At 65.5% G+C, this 18,672-nt stretch carries 28 protein-coding genes; 26 read left to right on the plus strand and 2 right to left on the minus strand.

Annotated features, from left to right (window positions below):
- The first annotated feature begins 259 nt into the window (after positions 1-259).
- From rplC to GGR46_RS01130, 20 genes are all read left to right on the plus strand, one after another.
- A complete protein-coding gene (rplC, locus tag GGR46_RS01035) occupies positions 260-1,018 on the plus strand; it encodes a 50S ribosomal protein L3 (protein ID WP_183993746.1) in 759 nt (252 codons plus the stop codon).
- Positions 1,019-1,633, plus strand: a complete 615-nt coding sequence (gene rplD / locus GGR46_RS01040) for a 50S ribosomal protein L4 (protein WP_183993748.1) — start codon at positions 1,019-1,021, stop codon at positions 1,631-1,633.
- Entirely contained in the window at positions 1,626-1,946 is a 321-nt protein-coding gene (locus GGR46_RS01045) for a 50S ribosomal protein L23 (protein WP_183993750.1), read from the plus strand. The genes rplD and GGR46_RS01045 overlap by 8 nt, the downstream gene beginning before the upstream one ends.
- Positions 1,946-2,797, plus strand: coding sequence for a 50S ribosomal protein L2 (rplB, locus tag GGR46_RS01050; protein WP_183993751.1), 852 nt, complete (start codon positions 1,946-1,948; stop codon positions 2,795-2,797). The genes GGR46_RS01045 and rplB overlap by 1 nt, the downstream gene beginning before the upstream one ends.
- A 3-nt stretch (positions 2,798-2,800) precedes the next feature.
- Positions 2,801-3,079 carry a 30S ribosomal protein S19 gene (gene rpsS, locus GGR46_RS01055; protein WP_086128644.1) on the plus strand — a complete coding sequence of 93 codons (279 nt, stop codon included), beginning with the start codon at positions 2,801-2,803 and terminating at the stop codon, positions 3,077-3,079.
- Positions 3,079-3,456, plus strand: a complete 378-nt coding sequence (gene rplV / locus GGR46_RS01060; protein WP_116838638.1) for a 50S ribosomal protein L22 — start codon at positions 3,079-3,081, stop codon at positions 3,454-3,456. Before rpsS ends, rplV begins: the two co-directional genes overlap by 1 nt.
- Positions 3,456-4,166 (plus strand): 30S ribosomal protein S3, encoded by a 711-nt coding sequence (gene rpsC, locus GGR46_RS01065; protein WP_183993753.1) that lies wholly within the window; start codon positions 3,456-3,458, stop codon positions 4,164-4,166. Before rplV ends, rpsC begins: the two co-directional genes overlap by 1 nt.
- 16 nt (positions 4,167-4,182) lie before the next feature.
- Positions 4,183-4,614 (plus strand): 50S ribosomal protein L16, encoded by a 432-nt coding sequence (gene rplP, locus GGR46_RS01070; RefSeq protein WP_086128647.1) that lies wholly within the window; start codon positions 4,183-4,185, stop codon positions 4,612-4,614.
- Between the two features lie 4 nt (positions 4,615-4,618).
- A complete protein-coding gene (gene rpmC, locus GGR46_RS01075; RefSeq protein ID WP_183993755.1) occupies positions 4,619-4,822 on the plus strand; it encodes a 50S ribosomal protein L29 in 204 nt (67 codons plus the stop codon).
- An 11-nt stretch (positions 4,823-4,833) separates the two neighbouring features.
- The gene (gene rpsQ / locus GGR46_RS01080; protein ID WP_183993757.1) at positions 4,834-5,106 is read left to right on the plus strand and encodes a 30S ribosomal protein S17; all 273 of its coding nucleotides are present in this window, start codon (positions 4,834-4,836) and stop codon (positions 5,104-5,106) included.
- Between the two features lie 62 nt (positions 5,107-5,168).
- Positions 5,169-5,537 carry a 50S ribosomal protein L14 gene (gene rplN / locus GGR46_RS01085; protein ID WP_086128650.1) on the plus strand — a complete coding sequence of 123 codons (369 nt, stop codon included), beginning with the start codon at positions 5,169-5,171 and terminating at the stop codon, positions 5,535-5,537.
- Positions 5,537-5,854: a 50S ribosomal protein L24 gene (rplX, locus tag GGR46_RS01090; RefSeq protein WP_183993759.1), complete on the plus strand. Its 318-nt coding sequence runs from the start codon at positions 5,537-5,539 to the stop codon at positions 5,852-5,854. The genes rplN and rplX overlap by 1 nt, the downstream gene beginning before the upstream one ends.
- Positions 5,847-6,428: a 50S ribosomal protein L5 gene (rplE, locus tag GGR46_RS01095; RefSeq protein ID WP_183993761.1), complete on the plus strand. Its 582-nt coding sequence runs from the start codon at positions 5,847-5,849 to the stop codon at positions 6,426-6,428. The genes rplX and rplE overlap by 8 nt, the downstream gene beginning before the upstream one ends.
- Before the next feature lie 19 nt (positions 6,429-6,447).
- Positions 6,448-6,753, plus strand: a complete 306-nt coding sequence (rpsN, locus tag GGR46_RS01100) for a 30S ribosomal protein S14 (protein WP_137861460.1) — start codon at positions 6,448-6,450, stop codon at positions 6,751-6,753.
- An 11-nt stretch (positions 6,754-6,764) separates the two neighbouring features.
- Positions 6,765-7,160, plus strand: a complete 396-nt coding sequence (rpsH, locus tag GGR46_RS01105; protein WP_086128654.1) for a 30S ribosomal protein S8 — start codon at positions 6,765-6,767, stop codon at positions 7,158-7,160.
- Positions 7,160-7,693 carry a 50S ribosomal protein L6 gene (gene rplF / locus GGR46_RS01110; RefSeq protein ID WP_183993763.1) on the plus strand — a complete coding sequence of 178 codons (534 nt, stop codon included), beginning with the start codon at positions 7,160-7,162 and terminating at the stop codon, positions 7,691-7,693. Before rpsH ends, rplF begins: the two co-directional genes overlap by 1 nt.
- The gene (gene rplR, locus GGR46_RS01115; RefSeq protein WP_183996625.1) at positions 7,693-8,052 is read left to right on the plus strand and encodes a 50S ribosomal protein L18; all 360 of its coding nucleotides are present in this window, start codon (positions 7,693-7,695) and stop codon (positions 8,050-8,052) included. The genes rplF and rplR overlap by 1 nt, the downstream gene beginning before the upstream one ends.
- A gap of 2 nt (positions 8,053-8,054) precedes the next feature.
- On the plus strand, positions 8,055-8,789 hold the full coding sequence (gene rpsE, locus GGR46_RS01120; protein WP_246425864.1) for a 30S ribosomal protein S5: 735 nt from the start codon (positions 8,055-8,057) through the stop codon (positions 8,787-8,789).
- A 6-nt stretch (positions 8,790-8,795) separates the two neighbouring features.
- Positions 8,796-8,975 carry a 50S ribosomal protein L30 gene (rpmD, locus tag GGR46_RS01125; RefSeq protein ID WP_044333362.1) on the plus strand — a complete coding sequence of 60 codons (180 nt, stop codon included), beginning with the start codon at positions 8,796-8,798 and terminating at the stop codon, positions 8,973-8,975.
- A gap of 107 nt (positions 8,976-9,082) precedes the next feature.
- The gene (locus GGR46_RS01130; protein ID WP_183993765.1) at positions 9,083-9,469 is read left to right on the plus strand and encodes a hypothetical protein; all 387 of its coding nucleotides are present in this window, start codon (positions 9,083-9,085) and stop codon (positions 9,467-9,469) included.
- Between the two features lie 30 nt (positions 9,470-9,499).
- Here the strand turns inward: GGR46_RS01130 and GGR46_RS01135 are convergent, their stop codons facing one another.
- Positions 9,500-11,191, minus strand: a complete 1,692-nt coding sequence (locus GGR46_RS01135) for a sensor histidine kinase (protein ID WP_183993767.1) — start codon at positions 11,189-11,191, stop codon at positions 9,500-9,502.
- A 188-nt stretch (positions 11,192-11,379) separates the two neighbouring features.
- Between GGR46_RS01135 and rplO the strand changes: the two genes are divergently transcribed.
- The 6 genes from rplO to GGR46_RS01165 all read left to right on the plus strand — a co-directional run bounded on the left by rplO (position 11,380) and on the right by GGR46_RS01165 (position 17,267).
- The gene (rplO, locus tag GGR46_RS01140) at positions 11,380-11,931 is read left to right on the plus strand and encodes a 50S ribosomal protein L15 (RefSeq protein ID WP_183993769.1); all 552 of its coding nucleotides are present in this window, start codon (positions 11,380-11,382) and stop codon (positions 11,929-11,931) included.
- 165 nt (positions 11,932-12,096) lie between these two features.
- Positions 12,097-13,458 (plus strand): preprotein translocase subunit SecY, encoded by a 1,362-nt coding sequence (gene secY, locus GGR46_RS01145; RefSeq protein WP_183993771.1) that lies wholly within the window; start codon positions 12,097-12,099, stop codon positions 13,456-13,458.
- Positions 13,459-13,491: 33 nt separating this feature from the next.
- Positions 13,492-14,145 (plus strand): adenylate kinase, encoded by a 654-nt coding sequence (locus tag GGR46_RS01150; protein ID WP_183993773.1) that lies wholly within the window; start codon positions 13,492-13,494, stop codon positions 14,143-14,145.
- A gap of 365 nt (positions 14,146-14,510) precedes the next feature.
- Positions 14,511-15,530, plus strand: coding sequence for a polysaccharide deacetylase family protein (locus GGR46_RS01155; RefSeq protein WP_183993775.1), 1,020 nt, complete (start codon positions 14,511-14,513; stop codon positions 15,528-15,530).
- 28 nt (positions 15,531-15,558) lie between these two features.
- A complete protein-coding gene (locus tag GGR46_RS01160; protein ID WP_183993777.1) occupies positions 15,559-16,074 on the plus strand; it encodes an SRPBCC family protein in 516 nt (171 codons plus the stop codon).
- A gap of 503 nt (positions 16,075-16,577) precedes the next feature.
- Entirely contained in the window at positions 16,578-17,267 is a 690-nt protein-coding gene (locus tag GGR46_RS01165; protein WP_183993779.1) for a response regulator transcription factor, read from the plus strand.
- On the opposite strand, the gene GGR46_RS01170 is transcribed toward GGR46_RS01165, so the two are convergent.
- Positions 17,243-18,451, minus strand: a complete 1,209-nt coding sequence (locus tag GGR46_RS01170; RefSeq protein WP_183993781.1) for a serine hydrolase domain-containing protein — start codon at positions 18,449-18,451, stop codon at positions 17,243-17,245. The genes GGR46_RS01165 and GGR46_RS01170 overlap by 25 nt on opposite strands.
- Positions 18,452-18,672 lie beyond the last annotated feature (221 nt).

The following is an 18,672-nucleotide window of genomic DNA, read 5'->3' on the forward strand; positions in this document are numbered from 1 at the left end:
ATTCCCTCATGGGGGATTCGCCAGGTTCCTCCACCGGATCGATCCCGATCCAACGCAAGGAACCGGAGGGCGCCACGGGCGCACTCGCATCGCGATAGGGATACCGCCGGCCTCTTCGGAGAACCGGGACTGCGTCCCCCGTCGCCTCTTCCTTCGGGAAGGGGTTCAGCCCGGACGGGGGCTCGCATCATATTTTCGGGCTGAAGCACGCACCTGTGGGAATTCCCCCTCGGGTGCCTATGCATAGGAGCAACTGGTCATGCGCACTGGCGTGATCGCGAAGAAGTTGGGGATGACCCGCCTGTTCCAGGACGACGGCCGCCACGTGCCCGTCACCGTCCTGGCTCTCGAAGGCGTGCAGGTCGTCTCCGTCCGCGAAAAGGATCGTGACGGCTATACGGCCGTCCAGCTCGGCGCCGGCACGGCGAAGAGCAAGAATGTCGCCAAGCCGCAGCGCGGCCACTTCGGCAAGGCCGAAGTCGAGCCCAAGGCTGTCGTCCATGAATTCCGCGTCGACGCGGACGGCCTGCTCGAAGTGGGCGCCGAGATCTCGGCCGACCACTATGTTGCCGGCCAGTTCGTCGACATCCAGGGTCGTACCCAGGGTAAGGGCTTTGCCGGCGGCATGAAGCGTTGGGGCTTCGGCGGTCTGCGCGCCACCCACGGCGTCTCGGTCTCGCACCGCTCGCTCGGTTCGACCGGTCAGCGCCAGGATCCGGGCAAGGTCTTCAAGAACAAGAAGATGGCCGGCCACATGGGTGACAAGTACCGCACCCAGCAGAATCTCGAGATCGTCGGCACCGACGTCGAGCGCGGCCTGATCTTCGTCAAGGGCTCGGTCCCTGGCTCGAAGGGTGGCTGGCTGTTCGTCAAGGACGCCGTCAAGGTCGCCCGTCCCGACACCGCGCCGTTCCCGGCCGGCATCAAGTCGGTCGCCAACAACAACGACACCGCCCCCGCGGAGACTCCGGCCGAAGTGACCGAGGCTCCCGAGGCGACCGAAGGCCAGGAGGGCTAAGTGAAGGTCAAGGTTCAAACCCTCGACGCCAAGGCTTCGGGCGACATCGAGCTCAACGACGGCGTCTTCGCTGTCGAGCCGCGCGCCGACATCCTGCACCGCGTCGTCACCTGGCAGCTCGAGAAGCGTCGCGCTACCGCGCGCGGCACTCGCGAGCGTGCTGACGTCGCCCGCTCGGGCAAGAAGTTCGGTCGCCAGAAGGGCGGCGGTACCGCCCGTCACGGCGATCGCCGCGCTCCGGTGTTCATCGGCGGTGGTAAGGCGCACGGCGCTCGCGTTCGCGACTTCAATCCGTCGCTGAACAAGAAGATCCGCGCGCTCGGCCTGAAGATGGCCCTCAGCAGCCACGCCAAGGCCGGCTCGCTGATCGTCCTCGACGCCTTCGGCACCGCCAAGACCGCAGAGCTCAAGGCGCAGTTCGCCAAGCTCGGCACCGGCAAGACCGCGCTGGTGATCGACGGCGAGGCCGGCAACGGCTTCCTCGCGGCCCGCAACCTGATCGGCGTGAACGTCCTCCCCGCGGTGGGCGCCAACGTGTACGACATCCTGAAGCACGACACGCTGGTCCTGACCCGCGCTGCCGTCGAGAAGCTGGAGGCGCGCTTCAATGGCTAAGAAGCAGGCAGCCGCGATCGACAACCGTCATTACGACGTGATTGTCGCGCCGCACATCACCGAAAAGTCGACGCTCGTCTCCGAGCACAACGCCGTTGTGTTCAAGGTCGCCGGCGACGCCACCAAGCCCGAGATCAAGGCCGCCGTCGAGGCGATCTGGAAGGTCAAGGTCACCGGCGTCAACACGATCGTCCAGAAGGGCAAGACCAAGAAGTGGAAGGGCGCCCCCTACAAGCGCTCTGACGTGAAGAAGGCTATCGTGACCCTCGCCGACGGTGAGCAGATCGACGTGACCTCGGGGGTCAATTCGTAATGGCACTCAAGAATTATAATCCGACGTCGCCTGGCGTCCGCGGCCTGATCCTGATCGACCGTTCGGCCCTGTACAAGGGTCGTCCGGTCAAGGCTCTGACCGAGGGCAAGACCAAGACCGGCGGCCGCAACAACAAGGGCCATGTGACCTCGCGCGGCATCGCCGGCGGTCACAAGCAGCGCTATCGTATCATCGATTTCAAGCGCCGCCTGTGGGACGTCGAGGGCACCGTCGAGCGGATCGAGTATGACCCGAACCGCACCGCCTTCATCGCGCTCGTGAACTACGGCGCCGACGAGGCCGGCAAGGATCGCGTCGCCTACATCATCGCGCCGCAGCGCCTCGCCGTCGGCGACAAGGTGATCGCCGGCAAGAAGACCGACGTGAAGCCGGGCAACGCCATGGAGCTTTCGTCGATGCCGGTCGGCACCATCGTCCACAATGTGGAGATGAAGCCGGGCAAGGGCGGCCAGATCGCCCGTTCGGCAGGCACCTATGTCCAGGTCGTCGGTCGTGACCGCGGCATGGTCATCGTCCGCCTCAACTCGGGCGAGCAGCGCTACATCCACGGCAACTGCATGGCGACGGTCGGTGCGGTGTCCAACCCGGACAACCAGAACACCAACCTCGGCAAGGCCGGCCGCAACCGCTGGAAGGGCATCCGCCCGCTGACCCGCGGTGTCGCGAAGAACCCGGTCGACCACCCGCACGGCGGTGGTGAAGGCCGTACCTCGGGCGGCCGTCACCCGGTCACCCCGTGGGGCAAGCCGACCAAGGGTGCGCGCACCCGCCACAACAAGGCGACGGACAAGATGATCATCCGCAGCCGTCACGCGAAGAAGAAGGGCTAACCCATGGCTCGCTCCGTTTGGAAGGGTCCGTTCGTGGACCTCCACCTGCTCAAGAAGGCGCAGACCGCGCAGGAGCAGGGCACCCGCGCCGGTCCGATCAAGACCTGGTCGCGCCGCTCGACGATCCTGCCGGATTTCGTCGGCCTGACGTTCAGCGTCTACAATGGCCGCAAGTTCGTGCCGGTCTCGGTCAACGAGGACATGGTTGGCATGAAGCTCGGCGAGTTCGCGCCGACCCGCTTCTTCCCCGGCCACGCAGCCGACAAGAAGGGTAAGCGCTAATGTCTAAGCAGGCAGCCCCCCGCAAGGTTGGCGACAAGGAAGCCCTTGCCGTCGCCACGCAGATCCGCGGTTCGGCCCAGAAGCTGAACCTGGTCGCGGGCCTCATCCGCGGCAAGAAGGCCGGCGATGCGCTGAACATCCTTCAGTTCTCGACCAAGGCGATGGCCGTGGACGCCCGCAAGGTTCTCGCTTCGGCGATCGCCAATGCGGAGAACAACCACAACCTCGACGTCGACGCGCTCGTCGTCGCCGAGGCTTCGGTCGGCAAGTCGATCACGATGAAGCGCTTCGCGACCCGCGGCCGTGGCAAGTCCACCCGCATCCTGAAGCCGTTCAGCCGTCTTCGCATCGTCGTCCGCGAGCAGGAAGAAGCATAATGGGTCACAAGAGCAACCCGATCGGCCTGCGTCTCCAGGTCAACCGCACCTGGGACAGCCGCTGGTTCGCCGAGGGCGCCGACTATGGCCGGCTCCTCATGGAGGATCTCAAGATCCGCCAGTACATCATCAAGACGCTGCCCCAGGCCGCGATCTCGAAGGTGGTGATCGAGCGTCCGGCCAAGCTGTGCCGCGTGTCCATCTATGCTGCGCGCCCCGGCGTGATCATCGGCAAGAAGGGCACCGACATCGAGAAGCTGCGCAAGACGCTGAGCGCGATGACCAGCTCGGACGTGAGCCTGAACATCGTCGAGATCCGCAAGCCGGAAGTCGACGCCAAGCTCGTCGCCCAGGGCATCGCCGATCAGCTCGAGCGTCGTATCGCCTTCCGCCGCGCCATGAAGCGCGCGGTGCAGTCGGCGATGCGTCTCGGCGCCGAGGGCATCCGGATCAACTGCGGCGGCCGTCTCGGCGGCGCCGAGATCGCCCGCTCGGAATGGTATCGCGAGGGTCGCGTTCCGCTGCACACGCTGCGCGCGAACATCGATCACGCCACTGCCGAAGCGCACACCGCCTATGGCGTCTGCGGCGTGAAGGTCTGGATCTTCAAGGGTGAGATCCTGGGTCACGATCCGATGGCGACCGATCGCCTCAACCTGGAGTCGCAGACGACGGGCGTTCGCCCGGCGCGCGACGACCACCGCCGCTAAGGGTTAGGACAGAGAAATGCTGCAACCGAAGCGCACCAAGTTCCGCAAGGCCTTCAAGGGCCGCATCCACGGCGACGCCAAGGGTGGCACTGCGCTGAACTTCGGGTCGTATGGCCTGAAGGCGATGGAGCCGGAGCGGATCACCGCCCGTCAGATCGAGGCGGCTCGCCGCGCGATCACCCGTCACATCAAGCGCCAGGGCCGTCTCTGGATCCGCATCTTCCCGGACGTGCCGGTTTCGTCGAAGCCTGCTGAAGTCCGCATGGGCTCGGGCAAGGGTTCGCCGGAATTCTGGGTCGCCCGCGTCAAGCCGGGCCGCATCCTGTTCGAGCTGGACGGCGTGCCGGGCCCGCTCGCTGCTGAAGCTTTCGAGCGTGCGGCGATGAAGCTGCCGATCAAGGTCAAGGTCGTGGCTCGCCTCGGCGATACCTCGCACCTGGAGGGTTGATAGAATGACCAAGGCTACCGATCTTCGTGCGAAGACCGAGGACCAGCTGGGCGAAGAGCTCGGCAACCTGAAGCGCGAGGCGTTCAACCTTCGCTTCCAGGCCGCGACCAGCCAGCTCGAGAAGCCGAGCCGCGTTCGTGAGGTCCGTCGCGACATCGCCCGCATCAAGACGCTGCAGAACGAGCGCTCGCGCTCGACTGCCAAGTAAAGGACGAAACCATGCCGAAGCGCGTGCTGACCGGGAACGTGGTTTCCGACAAGGGCGACAAGACCGTGGTCGTGCTGGTGGAGCGCAAGGTGAAGCACCCGCTCTACGGCAAGATCATCCGCCGCTCGAAGAAGTATCACGCCCATGACGAGGCGAACGAGTACAAGGCCGGCGAGACCGTGCGCATCGAAGAGACTGCGCCGATCTCCAAGCTCAAGACCTGGAAGGTGATCGAGCGGGTGAACACCCACGCGACCCCGACCAAGTCGGACGCCGCCGCCTAAATTTTTCAACTGGAACCGCCGGGCGCCTGTCCCGGTAGGCCTAACGAGAAGGAACCGGATCAATGATCCAGATGCAGTCCAATCTCGACGTCGCAGACAACAGCGGCGCGAAGCGGGTGCAGTGCATCAAGGTGCTGGGCGGATCGAAGCGTCGCTTCGCGTCCGTGGGCGACGTCATCGTCGTCAGCATCAAGGAAGCTGCTCCCCGCGGCAAGGTGAAGAAGGGTGACGTGCACCGCGCCGTCATCGTCCGCACCGCCAAGGACGTCCGCCGCGCCGATGGCTCGGTCATTCGCTTCGACGGCAACGCTGCCGTCCTGGTCAACAAGAACGAGGAGCCGATCGGCACCCGTATCTTTGGCCCGGTGGTCCGCGAGCTGCGCTCGAAGGGCTTCATGAAGATCATTTCGCTCGCCCCCGAGGTGCTGTGATGGCTGCTGCCAAGATCAAGAAGGGCGACCAGGTCATCGTCCTGTCCGGCAAGGACAAGGGACGGACCGGTGAAGTCGTCAAGTCGCTGCCCAAGGACGGCAAGGTCGTCGTTTCGGGCGTCAACGTCGCCGTGCGTCACCGCAAGCCGAGCCAGACCAACCCGCAGGGTGGCCTGGAGCGTTCGGAAGCGCCGCTGGCGATCTCCAAGGTCGCGCACGTGACCAAGGACGGCAAGCCGACCCGCGTCCGCTTCGAGGAGCGCGACGGCAAGAAGGTCCGCGTCGCCGTCAAGACCGGGGAGGTCATCAATGGCTGATTCCTACACGCCGCGCATGCGCAAGCTCTATGACGAGACCATCGCCAAGGCGATGACCGAGAAGTTCGGTTACAAGAACGTCATGGAAGTGCCGAAGATCGAGAAGATCGTGCTCAACATGGGCGTCGGCGAAGCGACCCAGGACAAGAAGAAGGTCGAGCAGGCCGCTTCTGAAATGGAGCTGATCGCGGGCCAGAAGCCGGTGATCACCAAGGCGAAGAAGTCGATCGCGCAGTTCAAGCTGCGCGAGGGCATGCCGATCGGCGCGAAGGTGACCCTTCGCCGCGAGCGCATGTACGAGTTCCTCGACCGCTTCATCACGATCGCGCTGCCGCGCGTTCGCGACTTCCGTGGTCTGAACCCGAAGTCGTTCGACGGCCGTGGCAACTATGCCTGCGGCCTCAAGGAGCAGCTGATCTTCCCGGAGATCAGCTACGATAAGGTCGACAACATCCGCGGCATGGACGTGATTGTGACCACCACCGCGAAGACCGACGAGGAAGCTCGCGAGCTTCTCCGTCTCTTCGGTTTCCCGTTCCCGCAGGATGCGGACGGCGAAGCCAAGGCCGCGTAAAGGAAAGAGAACTTAAGTCATGGCGAAACTGAGTTCCGTGAACAAGAATGAGCGTCGCAAGCTGCTGGTGAAGAAGTACGCCGGCAAGTATGCGAAGCTGAAGGCGATCGCGAATGACGAGAGCCTCGATGAGACCGAGCGTCTCATCGCGCGTCTCAAGATGGCCGAGCTGCCGCGCAACGGCAACCCGACCCGCATTCGCAACCGGTGCGAGCTCACCGGTCGCCCCCGCGGTTACTACCGCAAGTTCCGTCTCGCTCGTGTGATGCTGCGTGATCTGGCCAACAAGGGCCTCATCCCCGGCGTTACCAAGTCGAGCTGGTAAGGATCACGAAGATGGCAGTGACCGATCCCCTGGGTGATATGCTCACCCGCATCCGCAACGGCCAGCGCGCCCGCAAGGACTCCGTCCTTACGCCGGCGAGCAAGCTGCGTGCGCGCGTCCTCGACGTTCTTCAGCGCGAGGGTTATATCCGTGGCTACAGCGAAGAGCAGATGGGCCCCGCGGCCGGCATCCGCATCGAGCTGAAGTATTTCGAGGGCCAGCCGGCGATCAAGCACGTCGCGCGCATCTCGAAGCCGGGTCGCCGCGTCTACTCGGGCAGCCAGGAGCTTCCCCGCGTGCGCAATGGCCTCGGCATCACGATCGTCTCGACGCCGCGTGGCGTTCTCTCGGACGCGGAAGCGCGTGAGCAGAACGTTGGTGGCGAAGTGCTGGCGGAGGTGTTCTGATGAGCCGCATCGGCAAGAAGCCGGTCACCGTGCCGGCAGGCGTTACCGCCTCGATCGAAGGCCGCGTGCTGAGCGTGAAGGGCCCGAAGGGCACCCTGTCGCTCAACCTGCGTGACGAGATCAGCTACACCGTCGAGGACGGCGGCATCATCGTGAAGCCGGCGAACGAGACCAAGCAGGCGCGTGCCTTCTGGGGCATGCAGCGCACGCTGGTCCAGAACCTCGTCACCGGCGTGACCGAGGGCTTCTCGAAGAAGCTCCTGATCACCGGCGTCGGCTATCGCGCTGCGTCGCAGGGCAAGGTGCTCAAGCTCCAGCTCGGCTATTCGCACGACGTGAACATCGACGTGCCGGAAGGCATCGAGATCAAGACCCCCGATCAGACCACGGTCGAGATCTCGGGGATCGACAAGCAGAAGGTCGGCCAGATTGCGGCCGAGATTCGCCGCTGGCGCAAGCCCGAGCCGTACAAGGGCAAGGGCATCAAGTACGACGGCGAGTTCATCTTCCGTAAGGAAGGGAAGAAGAAGTGATCAGCACCAAGGGTCTCTCGCTTTTCGCGAAGCGTCGTCGCCGCAACCGTACTGCGCTTCGTGCGCGTGCCGGTGGTCGTCCGCGTCTTTCGGTCCATCGCTCGGGCAAGCACATCTATGCCCAGGTGATCGACGATGTCGCCGGCAAGACCGTGGCTTCGGCTTCCACCCTCGAGAAGGACGTGCGCGGCAAGACCGGCGCGACCATCGAGGCCGCACAGGAAGTCGGCAAGCGTGTTGCCGAGGCCGCCAAGGCCGCCGGCATCACCCAGGTCGTCTTCGACCGCGGTGGCTTCCTCTATCATGGTCGCGTCAAGGCGCTGGCCGATGCCGCTCGTGAGAGCGGGCTGGAGTTCTGAGAATGGCTGACGAAAACAACCAGGCGCCGGAAGGCGCGGGCTTCGAAGCCCAGGACGCCGGCGCTGCAGCTCCCCAGGAGCAGCAGGGTCGTGGCCGCGGCCGTGGCCGTGGTGGCCCCGGTGGCGGTGGTGATCGTGGCCGTGGCGGCCGTGACGGCAACCGTGGTCGTCGCGACGACCGCCGTGGCCAGAACGCCGAGGACGGTGGCGAAGAGCTGATCGAGAAGCTGGTCCACATCAACCGCGTCTCGAAGACGGTCAAGGGCGGTAAGCGCTTCGGCTTCGCTGCGCTGGTCGTCGTGGGCGACGGCAAGGGCCGTGTCGGCTTCGGTCATGGCAAGGCACGCGAAGTGCCGGAAGCCATCTCGAAGGCGACCGCCGCTGCCAAGAAGACGATGGTCCGCGTTCCGCTCAAGGAAGGCCGCACCCTGCATCATGACGGCAACGGCCACTTCGGTGCCGGCCGCGTGACGCTCCGCTCGGCGCCGCAGGGCACCGGCATCATCGCGGGTGGCCCGATGCGCGCCATCTTCGAGAGCCTCGGTGTGGCCGATGTGGTGACCAAGTCGGTCGGCACGTCGAACCCCTACAACATGATCCGCGCTACGTTCGAAGCGCTGGTGGAGCAGACTTCGCCGAAGTCGGTTGCCCAGCGGCGCGGCAAGAAGATCGCCGACCTGCTCGGCCGCGGCGGTTCGCAGACCGCCGAGGCGGATGCTGCGGCTATCGCGGAGTAATCGATCATGGCGAAGATCAAGATCCAGCAGATCGGCTCGCCGATCCGCCGCACCAAGGATCAGCGCGCAACGCTGATCGGCCTTGGCCTCAACAAGATGCACAAGGTTTCGGAGCTCGAGGACTCCCCCGAAGTTCGGGGTATGATCCGCAAGCTGCCGCACATGGTGAAGGTGCTCGAGGGCTAAGGCTTTCGATCGCTACCAGCGACAAACAGGGAAGGGGCGACAGGTGACTGTCGCCCCTTTTCGTTTGGCCGCTTGCCGGGCTTCGACCGCTGGTCCAGCCTGGCGGAATGAAAAACGAGGAAGTCTCGTCGTCTGGCAGCCTGCCATGGCCAGCGATCGTGGATCGCTACCGTACGCATCGGGACAAGGGGCATGACGGTGCCCTTGCGGGCGCACTCGAAGGGCTGGAGATATTGGCGACTGAGATTGCCAATGGGCCGCTATCCTCGGCGCTCTTCGGCTGGACCTCGATGTTCGATCTCTGCATCCAGCAGACGGACACCGCTCCCGCTTCTGGGCCTTATCTCCGGGTTCGTCCGGTCTCCACAGGGTGCGTGGAGTTTCGCTACATCGACACGGCAGTCCCCGAGCGGCAATGGCACCGCGAGGTGCCGCCCGAGGCGGTCCTTCCCCGTTTCAGAACCTTTCTCGAACAACTGCACTGGGTCGGCTGAGGAACGGCTCCACGGGCAATGGATTGAAGCTCAAGCCACCGCGCGCAGCGTGGGATCGCGCGGTATGGTGAAGCTGACCAGCGCGCCGCGCCGCAGATTCTCCGCCTTCAGCTCGCCGCCATGCACTTCGATGATGCTGCGGCAGATCGACAGGCCGATGCCCAGGCCCTGCGCCGCCTTGGTCGAGATGAAGGGCATGTTGAACTTGTCGAACACCGCATCGGGAATGCCCGGGCCGCTATCCTCGATCGAGATGCGCAGAAAATCCTCGGACGCGACCGAACAGGTGATCCGGATCGATCGCTGATCGGGCGGTAGCGATGCCATCGCATCCTCGGCATTGCGGATCAGGTTGACCAGCACCTGCTGGATCTGGACGCGGTCGATCAGCGCGTGGGCAGGGGGCTGCACGCCGGAATAGGTGATACGCGCCGAGGGGGCGACCTTGGCACCACGCGCCAGCTCGATCGCGTCGTCGATGACGTCGTCGATCGGCTCGATGCGCAGGTCGGCATCGCCTTTCGCCAGATAGTCGCGGATCCTGCGGATGATCTCGCCGGCGCGGGTGATCTGGCTGCGGGCCTGGTGGAGCTGCACCTGGATGGTCTCGCGCGGACCATCGTTCTTCAGCATGAACTCGCCCACGGTGAGGAAGTTGGACGCCGCGGCCAGGGGCTGGTTGAGCTCGTGCGCCAGCCCGCCCGCCATTTCGCTGAGCGAAGCGACTCGGGCGCTATGGGCGAACTCGTCGCGGATCACGTCGAAGCGGTGTTGCGCCTGCTGATAATTATGGACGTGACGGAAATAGAGCGCGAGCAGTGCTGCCACCACCAGGGTCAATGCGCTCGCCAGGGACAGGAACCAGGTCGCGCGTTGCCGCGCCGGTCCGAAGATATCGTCCTCGCCGATGCCGGAGGTGACGAAGATCGGATAGGTGCTGAGCCGCTCATGGCTGAACAGCCGGCGCTTGCCGTCGATCGCGCTCGGTGCCCAATATTCGCCGTTGGGATGGGCGAATTGCTGCAGCATCACCGCCTTGCCCTTCAGGTCCTGTCCCCAGCTCACCGTCTGGCCCTCGCGCCGGGCCAGGGTCATGCCCCGCAGCGAGATGATCGAGATCAGGTCGTCGGGCCGGTATTGCAGGCCGGCATTGAAATCGACGAACCGGTCCGTCGGGATGTCGACCGCCAGGGCGCCGGCAAAATCGCCCCGCGCATCGCGCCAGGAGCGCGCGATCAGCAGCACGGCAACCTGCGATCCTTCCGGTTCGCTGGGATTGGAGATGGCGCGGGCGACCCCGGGGGCGTCGTGCAGCTCGCGGAACACGCGCTTGTCGCGGACATTGACCGGCCCGCGCTGCTTGGTGGTGAAGCGGATATTGCCGTTCCGGTCGGCGATCTCCGCACCGGTGATCATCGGGCTGAAATAGCTGGGCAGGGTGATGAGCCTGGGTTCGCTGCTGTCGCCCTGGTCGATCTGCCCGCCATAGCGCTCGCCCAGGTACTGGGTGGCGAGGTCGGCCATCTCAAGCGTGCGGCGCACATATTGCTCGAAGGCGACCACGCGGCTGCGGTTCTCCCGCAGCGCCGATTGCATGGCGATGCTGTGATCCGCCCGGATCTGCCAGATCACCGCCACCCAGGCGATGAAGACGAAGAACAGCGCGCCGGCCACGACGATCCGTGCCGACGGCAGACGCAGGATGGCCAGGATGCTCTTCATCGCCTTCGACTGTTACTCCTCCGTTGGAAGCGCGACAGTTCGATCTTCTACGAATGGTATGGCCGGGATCGGCACGGGTTAAGGTTGACGCGCTGTCGGCGAAAACGGGGGGTGACAAAGCGCCACCACCCCGCTATGGGCCCCGCTTCCTTTTAACGCGCGACAAAAGCGAAAGCGAGTGCACGATCATGAAGCTTAACGAACTCACCGACAACCAGGGCGCCCGCCACCGCAAGATCCGCGTCGGACGCGGCATCGGCTCGGGCAAGGGCAAGACCGGCGGCCGCGGCGTGAAGGGCCAGAAGAGCCGTGAAGGCGTGTCGATCAACGGGTTCGAGGGCGGCCAGATGCCGCTCCACATGCGCATCCCGAAGCGCGGCTTCAACAACATCTTCGCCAAGGACTATGCCGAGGTGAACCTGGGCGCGATCCAGAAGGCTGTCGATTCGGGCAAGCTGACCGCGACCGACATCACCCAGGCCGAGCTGAACGCGGCGGGCCTGACCCGTGGCGGCAAGGACGGCGTTCGCGTTCTCGCCAAGGGCGAGTTCTCGGCCAAGCTGAACTTCACCGTCGCCGGCGTGTCGAAGACCGCCCGCGAGGCGATCGAGAAGGCCGGTGGCACCGTGACGATCCCCGAGATCGTTCCGGCCGCCGAGAAGGCCAAGGCCAAGCACCGCGTCGTCCAGAAGGCGCGTGCGGCCGACAAGGAAGCCAAGAAGGCCGCCGCCAAGGCGTAAGCATGCCGGTCCCCGGCCTTGCGCCGGGGCAAGCATGACGCCGTTCGGCGACTTGTCCCCAGCGTCTCGCCGGGGACAGATTGCCCTAAGGGTTGGACACCCTATATGAACGGCGGGGGGCGGAAACGCTCATCCGCCGTTTCTGTTTCCGGGACCTAATACGATATGGCCTCCGCCTCCGATCAACTTGCTTCCAGCATCAACCTGGCGAAGTTCGCCAAGGCTACCGATCTCAAGAAGCGCCTGTGGTTCACCCTCGGCGCGCTGATCGTCTTCCGCATGCTGAGCTACGTGCCCCTGCCGGGCGTCGATCCCACCCAGCTGAACCTGCTCGCGCAGCAGACCCAGGGTGGCGTGCTCGATTTCTTCAACAACTTCACCGGCGGCGCGCTCAACCGCATGTCGATCGTCGCGCTCGGCGTGATGCCCTACATCACCGCCTCGATCGTGGTGCAGCTGGCGACCTCGCTGTCGCCGACGCTGAACGCGATCAAGAAGGAAGGCGAGAGCGGCCGCAAGCGCCTCAACCAGTACACCCGCTACGGCACGGTGGCGCTGACCGCGGTGCAGGGCTATTTCATCGCCGTCGGCCTCGAGACCTTCGGCGCCAGCCAGGGCCTGCAGCCCGTGGTGGAGCCGGGCATGATCTTCCGCATCGGCGCGGTGATCAGCCTCGTCGGCGGCACCATGTTCCTGATGTGGATCGGTGAGCAGATCACCAATCGCGGCATCGGCAACGGCATCTCGCTGATCATCATGGCGGGCATCGTCGCCCGCCTGCCCACCACGCTCGTCCAGCTGTTCGAGAGCGGCCGTACCGGATCGATCGATCCGCTGCGCCTGATCACGATCATCCTCGGTGTCGCCATCCTGGTGCTCTTCATCTGCTTCATGGAGCGTGCCCAGCGCCGCATCCTGATCCAGTATCCGAAGCGCCAGACCGCCCGCGGCGTCCAGGCCGAGCGCAGCCACCTGCCGCTCAAGCTGAACACCGCCGGCGTGATCCCGCCGATCTTCGCCTCGTCGCTGCTGCTGCTGCCGCTGACCGTCACGCAGTTCGCCGGCAACATGACCGCGGGCGAGAACTGGTACAGCGACCTGATCATCAACTTGAACACGTGGCTGCGCCACGGTTCGCCGATCTACATGACGCTGTACGGCCTCGGCATCGTGTTCTTCTCGTTCTTCTACACCGCGGTTGTGTTCAACCCGGAGGAGACCGCCGAGAATCTGAAGCGCTATGGCGGGTTCATCCCGGGCATCCGTCCGGGCAAGAACACCGAGCTGTACTTTGATTACGTGCTCACCCGCATCACCGTGATCGGCGCTGCCTATCTGACGATCATCTGCCTCGTTCCCGAAGCGGTGTTCTCGTCGATGAGCATTCCGTTCCTGATGGGCGGCACCAGCCTGCTCATCGTCGTCAACGTGACGATGGACACGGTGACGCAGATCCAGTCGCACCTGCTGGCGCACCAGTATGGCGACCTGATCAAGAAGGCCAAGCTGAAGGGTCGCGCGCGTTAAGCGCGGCCCAGAGCCTAAGAGGGGACAGGCTTAGTGAACATCATCCTGTTGGGCCCGCCGGGAGCCGGCAAGGGCACCCAGGCCAAGCGCCTCGAGCAAGAGCGGGGCATGGTCCAGCTCTCGACGGGCGACATGCTGCGCGCCGCAGTCAAGGCGGGCACGCCCACGGGCATCCAGGCCAAGGCCGTGATGGATGCCGGTGAGCTGGTCTCGGACGCGATCGTCTCGGGAATCATCGGCGAGCGGCTAGACATGGAAGACACGCTGAAGGGCGCGATCTTCGACGGCTATCCGCGTACCGCCGCCCAGGCGGAATCGCTCGACGTGCTGCTGAGCGAGCGCGGCCGCCAGCTCGATTTCGTGATCGAGCTCGAAGTGAACGAAGATGCGCTGGTCGAGCGTGTCGAGGGCCGCTTCACCTGCGCCAATTGCGGCGAGGGCTATCACGACAAGTTCAAGCTGCCCAAGGTCGAGGGCACGTGTGACGTGTGCGGCCATCACGAGTTCAAGCGCCGTCCGGACGACAACGCCGAGACCGTGCGGACCCGCATGGCAGAGTATCGCGCCAAGACCGCGCCGATCCTCCCCTTCTACGAGGCCAAGGGCCTGGTGAAGAAGGTCGATGGCATGGCGGATATAGCCGAGGTCGGCGCGCAGATCGACGCGATCCTCGACGGCAAGGCCTGAGATACCCCTCCTTGTGGGGGCTGGGAGTTGGGAAAGGCCGGGCGTGATGCCCGGCCTTTTCTGTTTGGGGCAGGCTTCGGAAGGCCTTCCGTCAGATTGCCCCGTCATCCCCGCGAAGGCGGCGATCCAGAGCCACGGGCAACTGCGGTGAGGCTCGAGTGCCCGGTTCCGGCAATGCTGGGCGCGATTTCTTCGACTAACCCGAACTGCCCTGGATCCCCGCCTTCGCGGGGATGACGATCAGGGGTGCCAGCCCCAGCCACCGTAAGCCATTGTAATATATTGTTGCTCTAACCCCTGCTTAAGCACGGGGTGTGACGATCCCCCGGCCCGGCCATCTCGGCAGGGCCGGGGATTTTCGTTTGATGCTGCCCAGGCGTGCCTTGCTGAGAGCTGCCGGCCTCACCGGCCTGTCCGCGCTCGCCCGTCGCGCCACGGGCAGCCAGCTGCGCATCCTCTGCTATCACGGCCTCTGGCTCGCGCCTGGCGCGCCGTTCGGCAGCTGCCTGTTCATGACGCCCGAGATGTTCGCGGCCCGCATGGCGCGGCTCGCCCGTTCGGGCCTGCCGGTGCTGCCGCTCGGCGAGGCAGTCGAGCGGCTCGCTGCCAATCGCCTGCCACGTGCCGCGGTGGTGATCACGATCGACGATGGCTGGGCCTCGACTCACAGCCACATGCTGCCGGTGCTCGAGGCGCACCGTCTGCCCGCGACGCTCTATGCCACCACCTGGTATGCCGGCCGTGATCTGCCGGTGATCAACGTGGCGGTTGATTATCTGATCGCGGCCTCGGGGCGGGCAGGGGAGGATCGCGGCGCCGTCATCCGCCGGATCGAGGCACTGCCCGAAGGCGAGCGGCTCGCGGCGTTGCGCGATTATGGCTGTGCGCTCGGCGTCGGCGAGCAATGGCTCGAGCGTCGCCAGTTCCATCTGATGCGCCCGGACGAGCTTGCCGACGCCCATGATCGCGGGCTCGACATCCAGCTCCACACCCATCGCCACATCGACGTTGCCGGCCGCATCGGTCAGTTGCTCCCGGAGATCGACGCGAATCGCGCGGCGATCCTGGCGGCGACCGGCGGGGCGGTGCCCGAGCATTTCTGCTATCCGAGCGGCACCTTCCACCCGTCCGCGCCAGCGCTGCTCGCGGCCAGCGGGGTGCGCTCCGCCACCCTGGTCAGCGAAGGCCTGAACGCGCCGGCGGCCGATCCCTATGCGCTGCGGCGCTTCGTGGACGGGCAGCATGTCTCCGCCAGCGCGTTTGACGCGTATCTCGATGGCACGCTCCACTATCTGTCCCACGCCCGGCAGGCGCTGGAGCGGATCGAGGTCGAAGTGCCGCGCCGTGTCGCTGCGGCTTCTGGAATGCTGCTCTGCGCGCTATGATGCCCCGGCCTCATTAGGGGAGGGGAATATGAAGACCCGTTCGCTGATCGCGCTTGCACTGATGGCCGCATCGCCGGCTGCCGCGGAAGTCACCGCATCCACCGACACCAGCTTCACCGTTACGCAGAAGGTGACCGTTGCCGCACCTGCCGCGAAAGTCTGGGCCACACTGATCGCGCCTTCGGCCTGGTGGGGCAGCGAGCATACCTGGTCCGGGAGTGCCGCCAACCTCACGCTCGATGCGCGTCCCGGCGGCTGCTGGTGCGAGAAGCTGCCCGATGGCGGAGGGGTGGAGCATATGCGTGCCGTCTTCGTCCAGCCGGGCAAGATGCTGCGTCTCACCGGCGGGCTCGGGCCGCTCCAGTCCTTCCCGGCGAGCGGCGTGATGACCGTGACGCTCGCGCCGGCGGCAGACGGCAAGTCGACCGCGGTGACGGTGGAATATGCGGTGGCCGGCGCACCGGGCCTGGGCAAGATCGCCGCGCCGGTGGACGGCGTGCTCGGTGCGCAGGTCGCTGGGCTGAAGGCCGCGGTGGAGCGGTAGCCATTTTAATTCCTCCCCGAGCTCGTCTCGGGGAGGGGGACCGCCGCCGAAGGCGGTGGTGGAGGGGCCGGCGCAACGCGCCGGTGCCCGGCGCGCCCCTCCACCATTCGCTGCGCGAATGGTCCCCCTCCCCCAGCTTGCTGGGGGAGGAATGTACGGGTCTTCAACATTACCTTTTTGTCATGCCGCGGTCACCGCCCGGGGCGGCCTGCGCGCGTATCTGGGGTCCGTGGCCGGCGGGATCGTCGGGCACACGCAGAGGTCTTCAGCATGCGGTCGCCTCCCCGCGCTTTCCGGCTCAGGGCCGATCGCCGCCCCCGCGATCGTTGCCCGGGTGCCCGCCCCGCCACTGCCCCGGCGGGGCGGGTGTCGCCCCAGGCGCAGGAACGGCCACATGCGCCCTGAAGTCGCCGATGCTGCCCTGGCATCGACGCATGGCCGGCGGACACCCCCTTGTTCGCCGGCCAACCCTTTCTTGGAGCGGACACGGGCGGGAGCGACGGATGAGTCACCGGATCCTGATCGTTGAAGATGATGCCGCCGCGGCGGACTTCGTGACGCGCGGCCTTGCCGATGCCGGCTTCACGGTCGAGACCTGCGAGGATGGCCGTGCCGGCCTGGCCCGTGCCGAAGCGGGCAATTTCGATCTCTGGATATTCGATCGCATGCTGCCGGGCATGGACGGGCTGTCGATGCTCGGCCTGCTGCGCGAGCAGGGACGGCGAACGCCTGCAATCATGCTCTCCGCGCTCGGCACGGTCGATGACAAGGTCGGTGGCCTGGCCGCCGGCGCCGACGACTATCTCGCCAAGCCCTTTTCCTTTGCCGAGCTGCGTGCGCGAATCGCCGCGCTGCTGCGCCGTGCCGACCGGGCCGAGGCGGAAGCCCAGGCCACGCGCATCGTGGTCGGCGATCTCGAGATCGACCTGCTCTCCCGCACCGTCGCCCGGTCGGGCCGCTCGGTGCCGCTGGTCGCGCGCGAATTCCACCTGCTCGAATATCTCGCCCGTCATGCCGGCGAGGTTGTCACGCGCACGATGATGCTCGAGCATGTCTGGAATTGCCGCTTCGATCCCGGCTCGAACGTGGTCGACGTCCATATCGGCCGCCTGCGCCGCAAGCTGGAGGAGGGCGAGCGCCCGATCCTCCACACCGTGCGCGGCGCTGGCTATCGGCTTGCGGTGGAAGGCTGACGCTTGGATTTGGAGGGCGGCAGAGGCGCGAGTTGCCGGTCGAACAGCTTCGCGAGCAGTCCGCGATAATAGTCGGCCAGTTCGGGTTCGTCGCCGATGATCTCCACCGCACGGGCGATGGCAGCCCAGCCATTCGCGCCGTTGACGAAGATCGCCGCTCCGGTTCGGCGATCGGGCGAGAAATAGACCAGGTCTGTCTCGCCTTCGTCATTGCCGGTGTGCTGCAGGATCCGGTGGCGGCTATAGTGATGGATCTGCCAGCCGAATGCATAGCCGTAGCGGTCCGGACATCGACGCGTGAAACGGCGCTCGCAGCCGTAGCGCTCGTCGCCGTTCAGCGGCGTCAGTATCGTCTCGCGGACTGATCGCGTCCGTGAGGGGGATGCCGAGGCGGCGATAAGTCCTTCGAGGAGGCGCCCATAGGCACCGGTGGTCGTGAGCAGATCATAGGCCGCGCCGATGCTGCTGCCGTCGCGCAGGCCGGGATAGAGCGTCGTGAAGTCGAGATAGTCGCCCCGTGGGCCCACCGGCATTGCGAGCCTGCCCGTGCTCCAGGAAGGCAGCGTGCCGATCGCCATGCGGTCGATCCCCCAAGGCGACAGGACTGTCTCCTGCGCAAGCACGCGAAGTGGTTTCCCAGTCTTGGCCTCGGCATAGCGGGCAGCAAGTTCAATCCCCGCGCCGGAATAGCGGTAGCGCGTGCCTGGCGCCCAGTCGAAGGCGAGCTTGCCGTCCGGATAGTCGTCGGGCCAGTTCCGCAGGCCTGAGCGATGCGAGAGCAGGATACGGAGTGTGAGCTGCTTGTAGCGGGGATCGCGATCGAGGTCGTGGGCGGGCACATAGGATGCGATGGGCTCGTCGAGGCTGATCCGTTTCGCGGCTTCCAGCGCCAGCAATGTCTCGGCTGTCACCGTCTTGGCGATCGAGGCGGTGTTGAACACCGTGTCCGGGGTGATCGGTACGCCGGGACTTTGCTCTCCGTAGTGGCCGGACCAGATGAGGCGACCATCCCGGATCACCGCTATGCCGATGCCGCCGATCTTCTCCTCGCGCACGATCCCCGGCATCCAGCGCTGCATCGCCGCATCCAGCTTCGCCACAGAAGAGGTGACATCACGCGCGGTGGCGGGATGCGCGATTGTAAGGGCGATGCTCGAAGCAAGGATTCGGAAGATCTGGTGCATGTCGTTCTGCCTCCGTGATGATTTGTCGAAGGTGGAGCATTGCGCGGAACTGAACGGTAACTGGAGGATGTCGCGTCTTTGGCGCCAGCTTGGCGTCAGCCACGGATTCGTGTATAAGACGCTTTCCGGCGAAAGCCTTTCCCGCAGCGCTTGACTCAGCGTTGGCGGACGCATATGTCGCGCATCTTCCGAAAGATCGGTTTCACGGCGGCGCCTTGGCG

The organism is Sphingomonas kyeonggiensis, from assembly GCF_014196745.1.
Lineage (GTDB): Bacteria > Pseudomonadota > Alphaproteobacteria > Sphingomonadales > Sphingomonadaceae > Sphingomonas > Sphingomonas kyeonggiensis.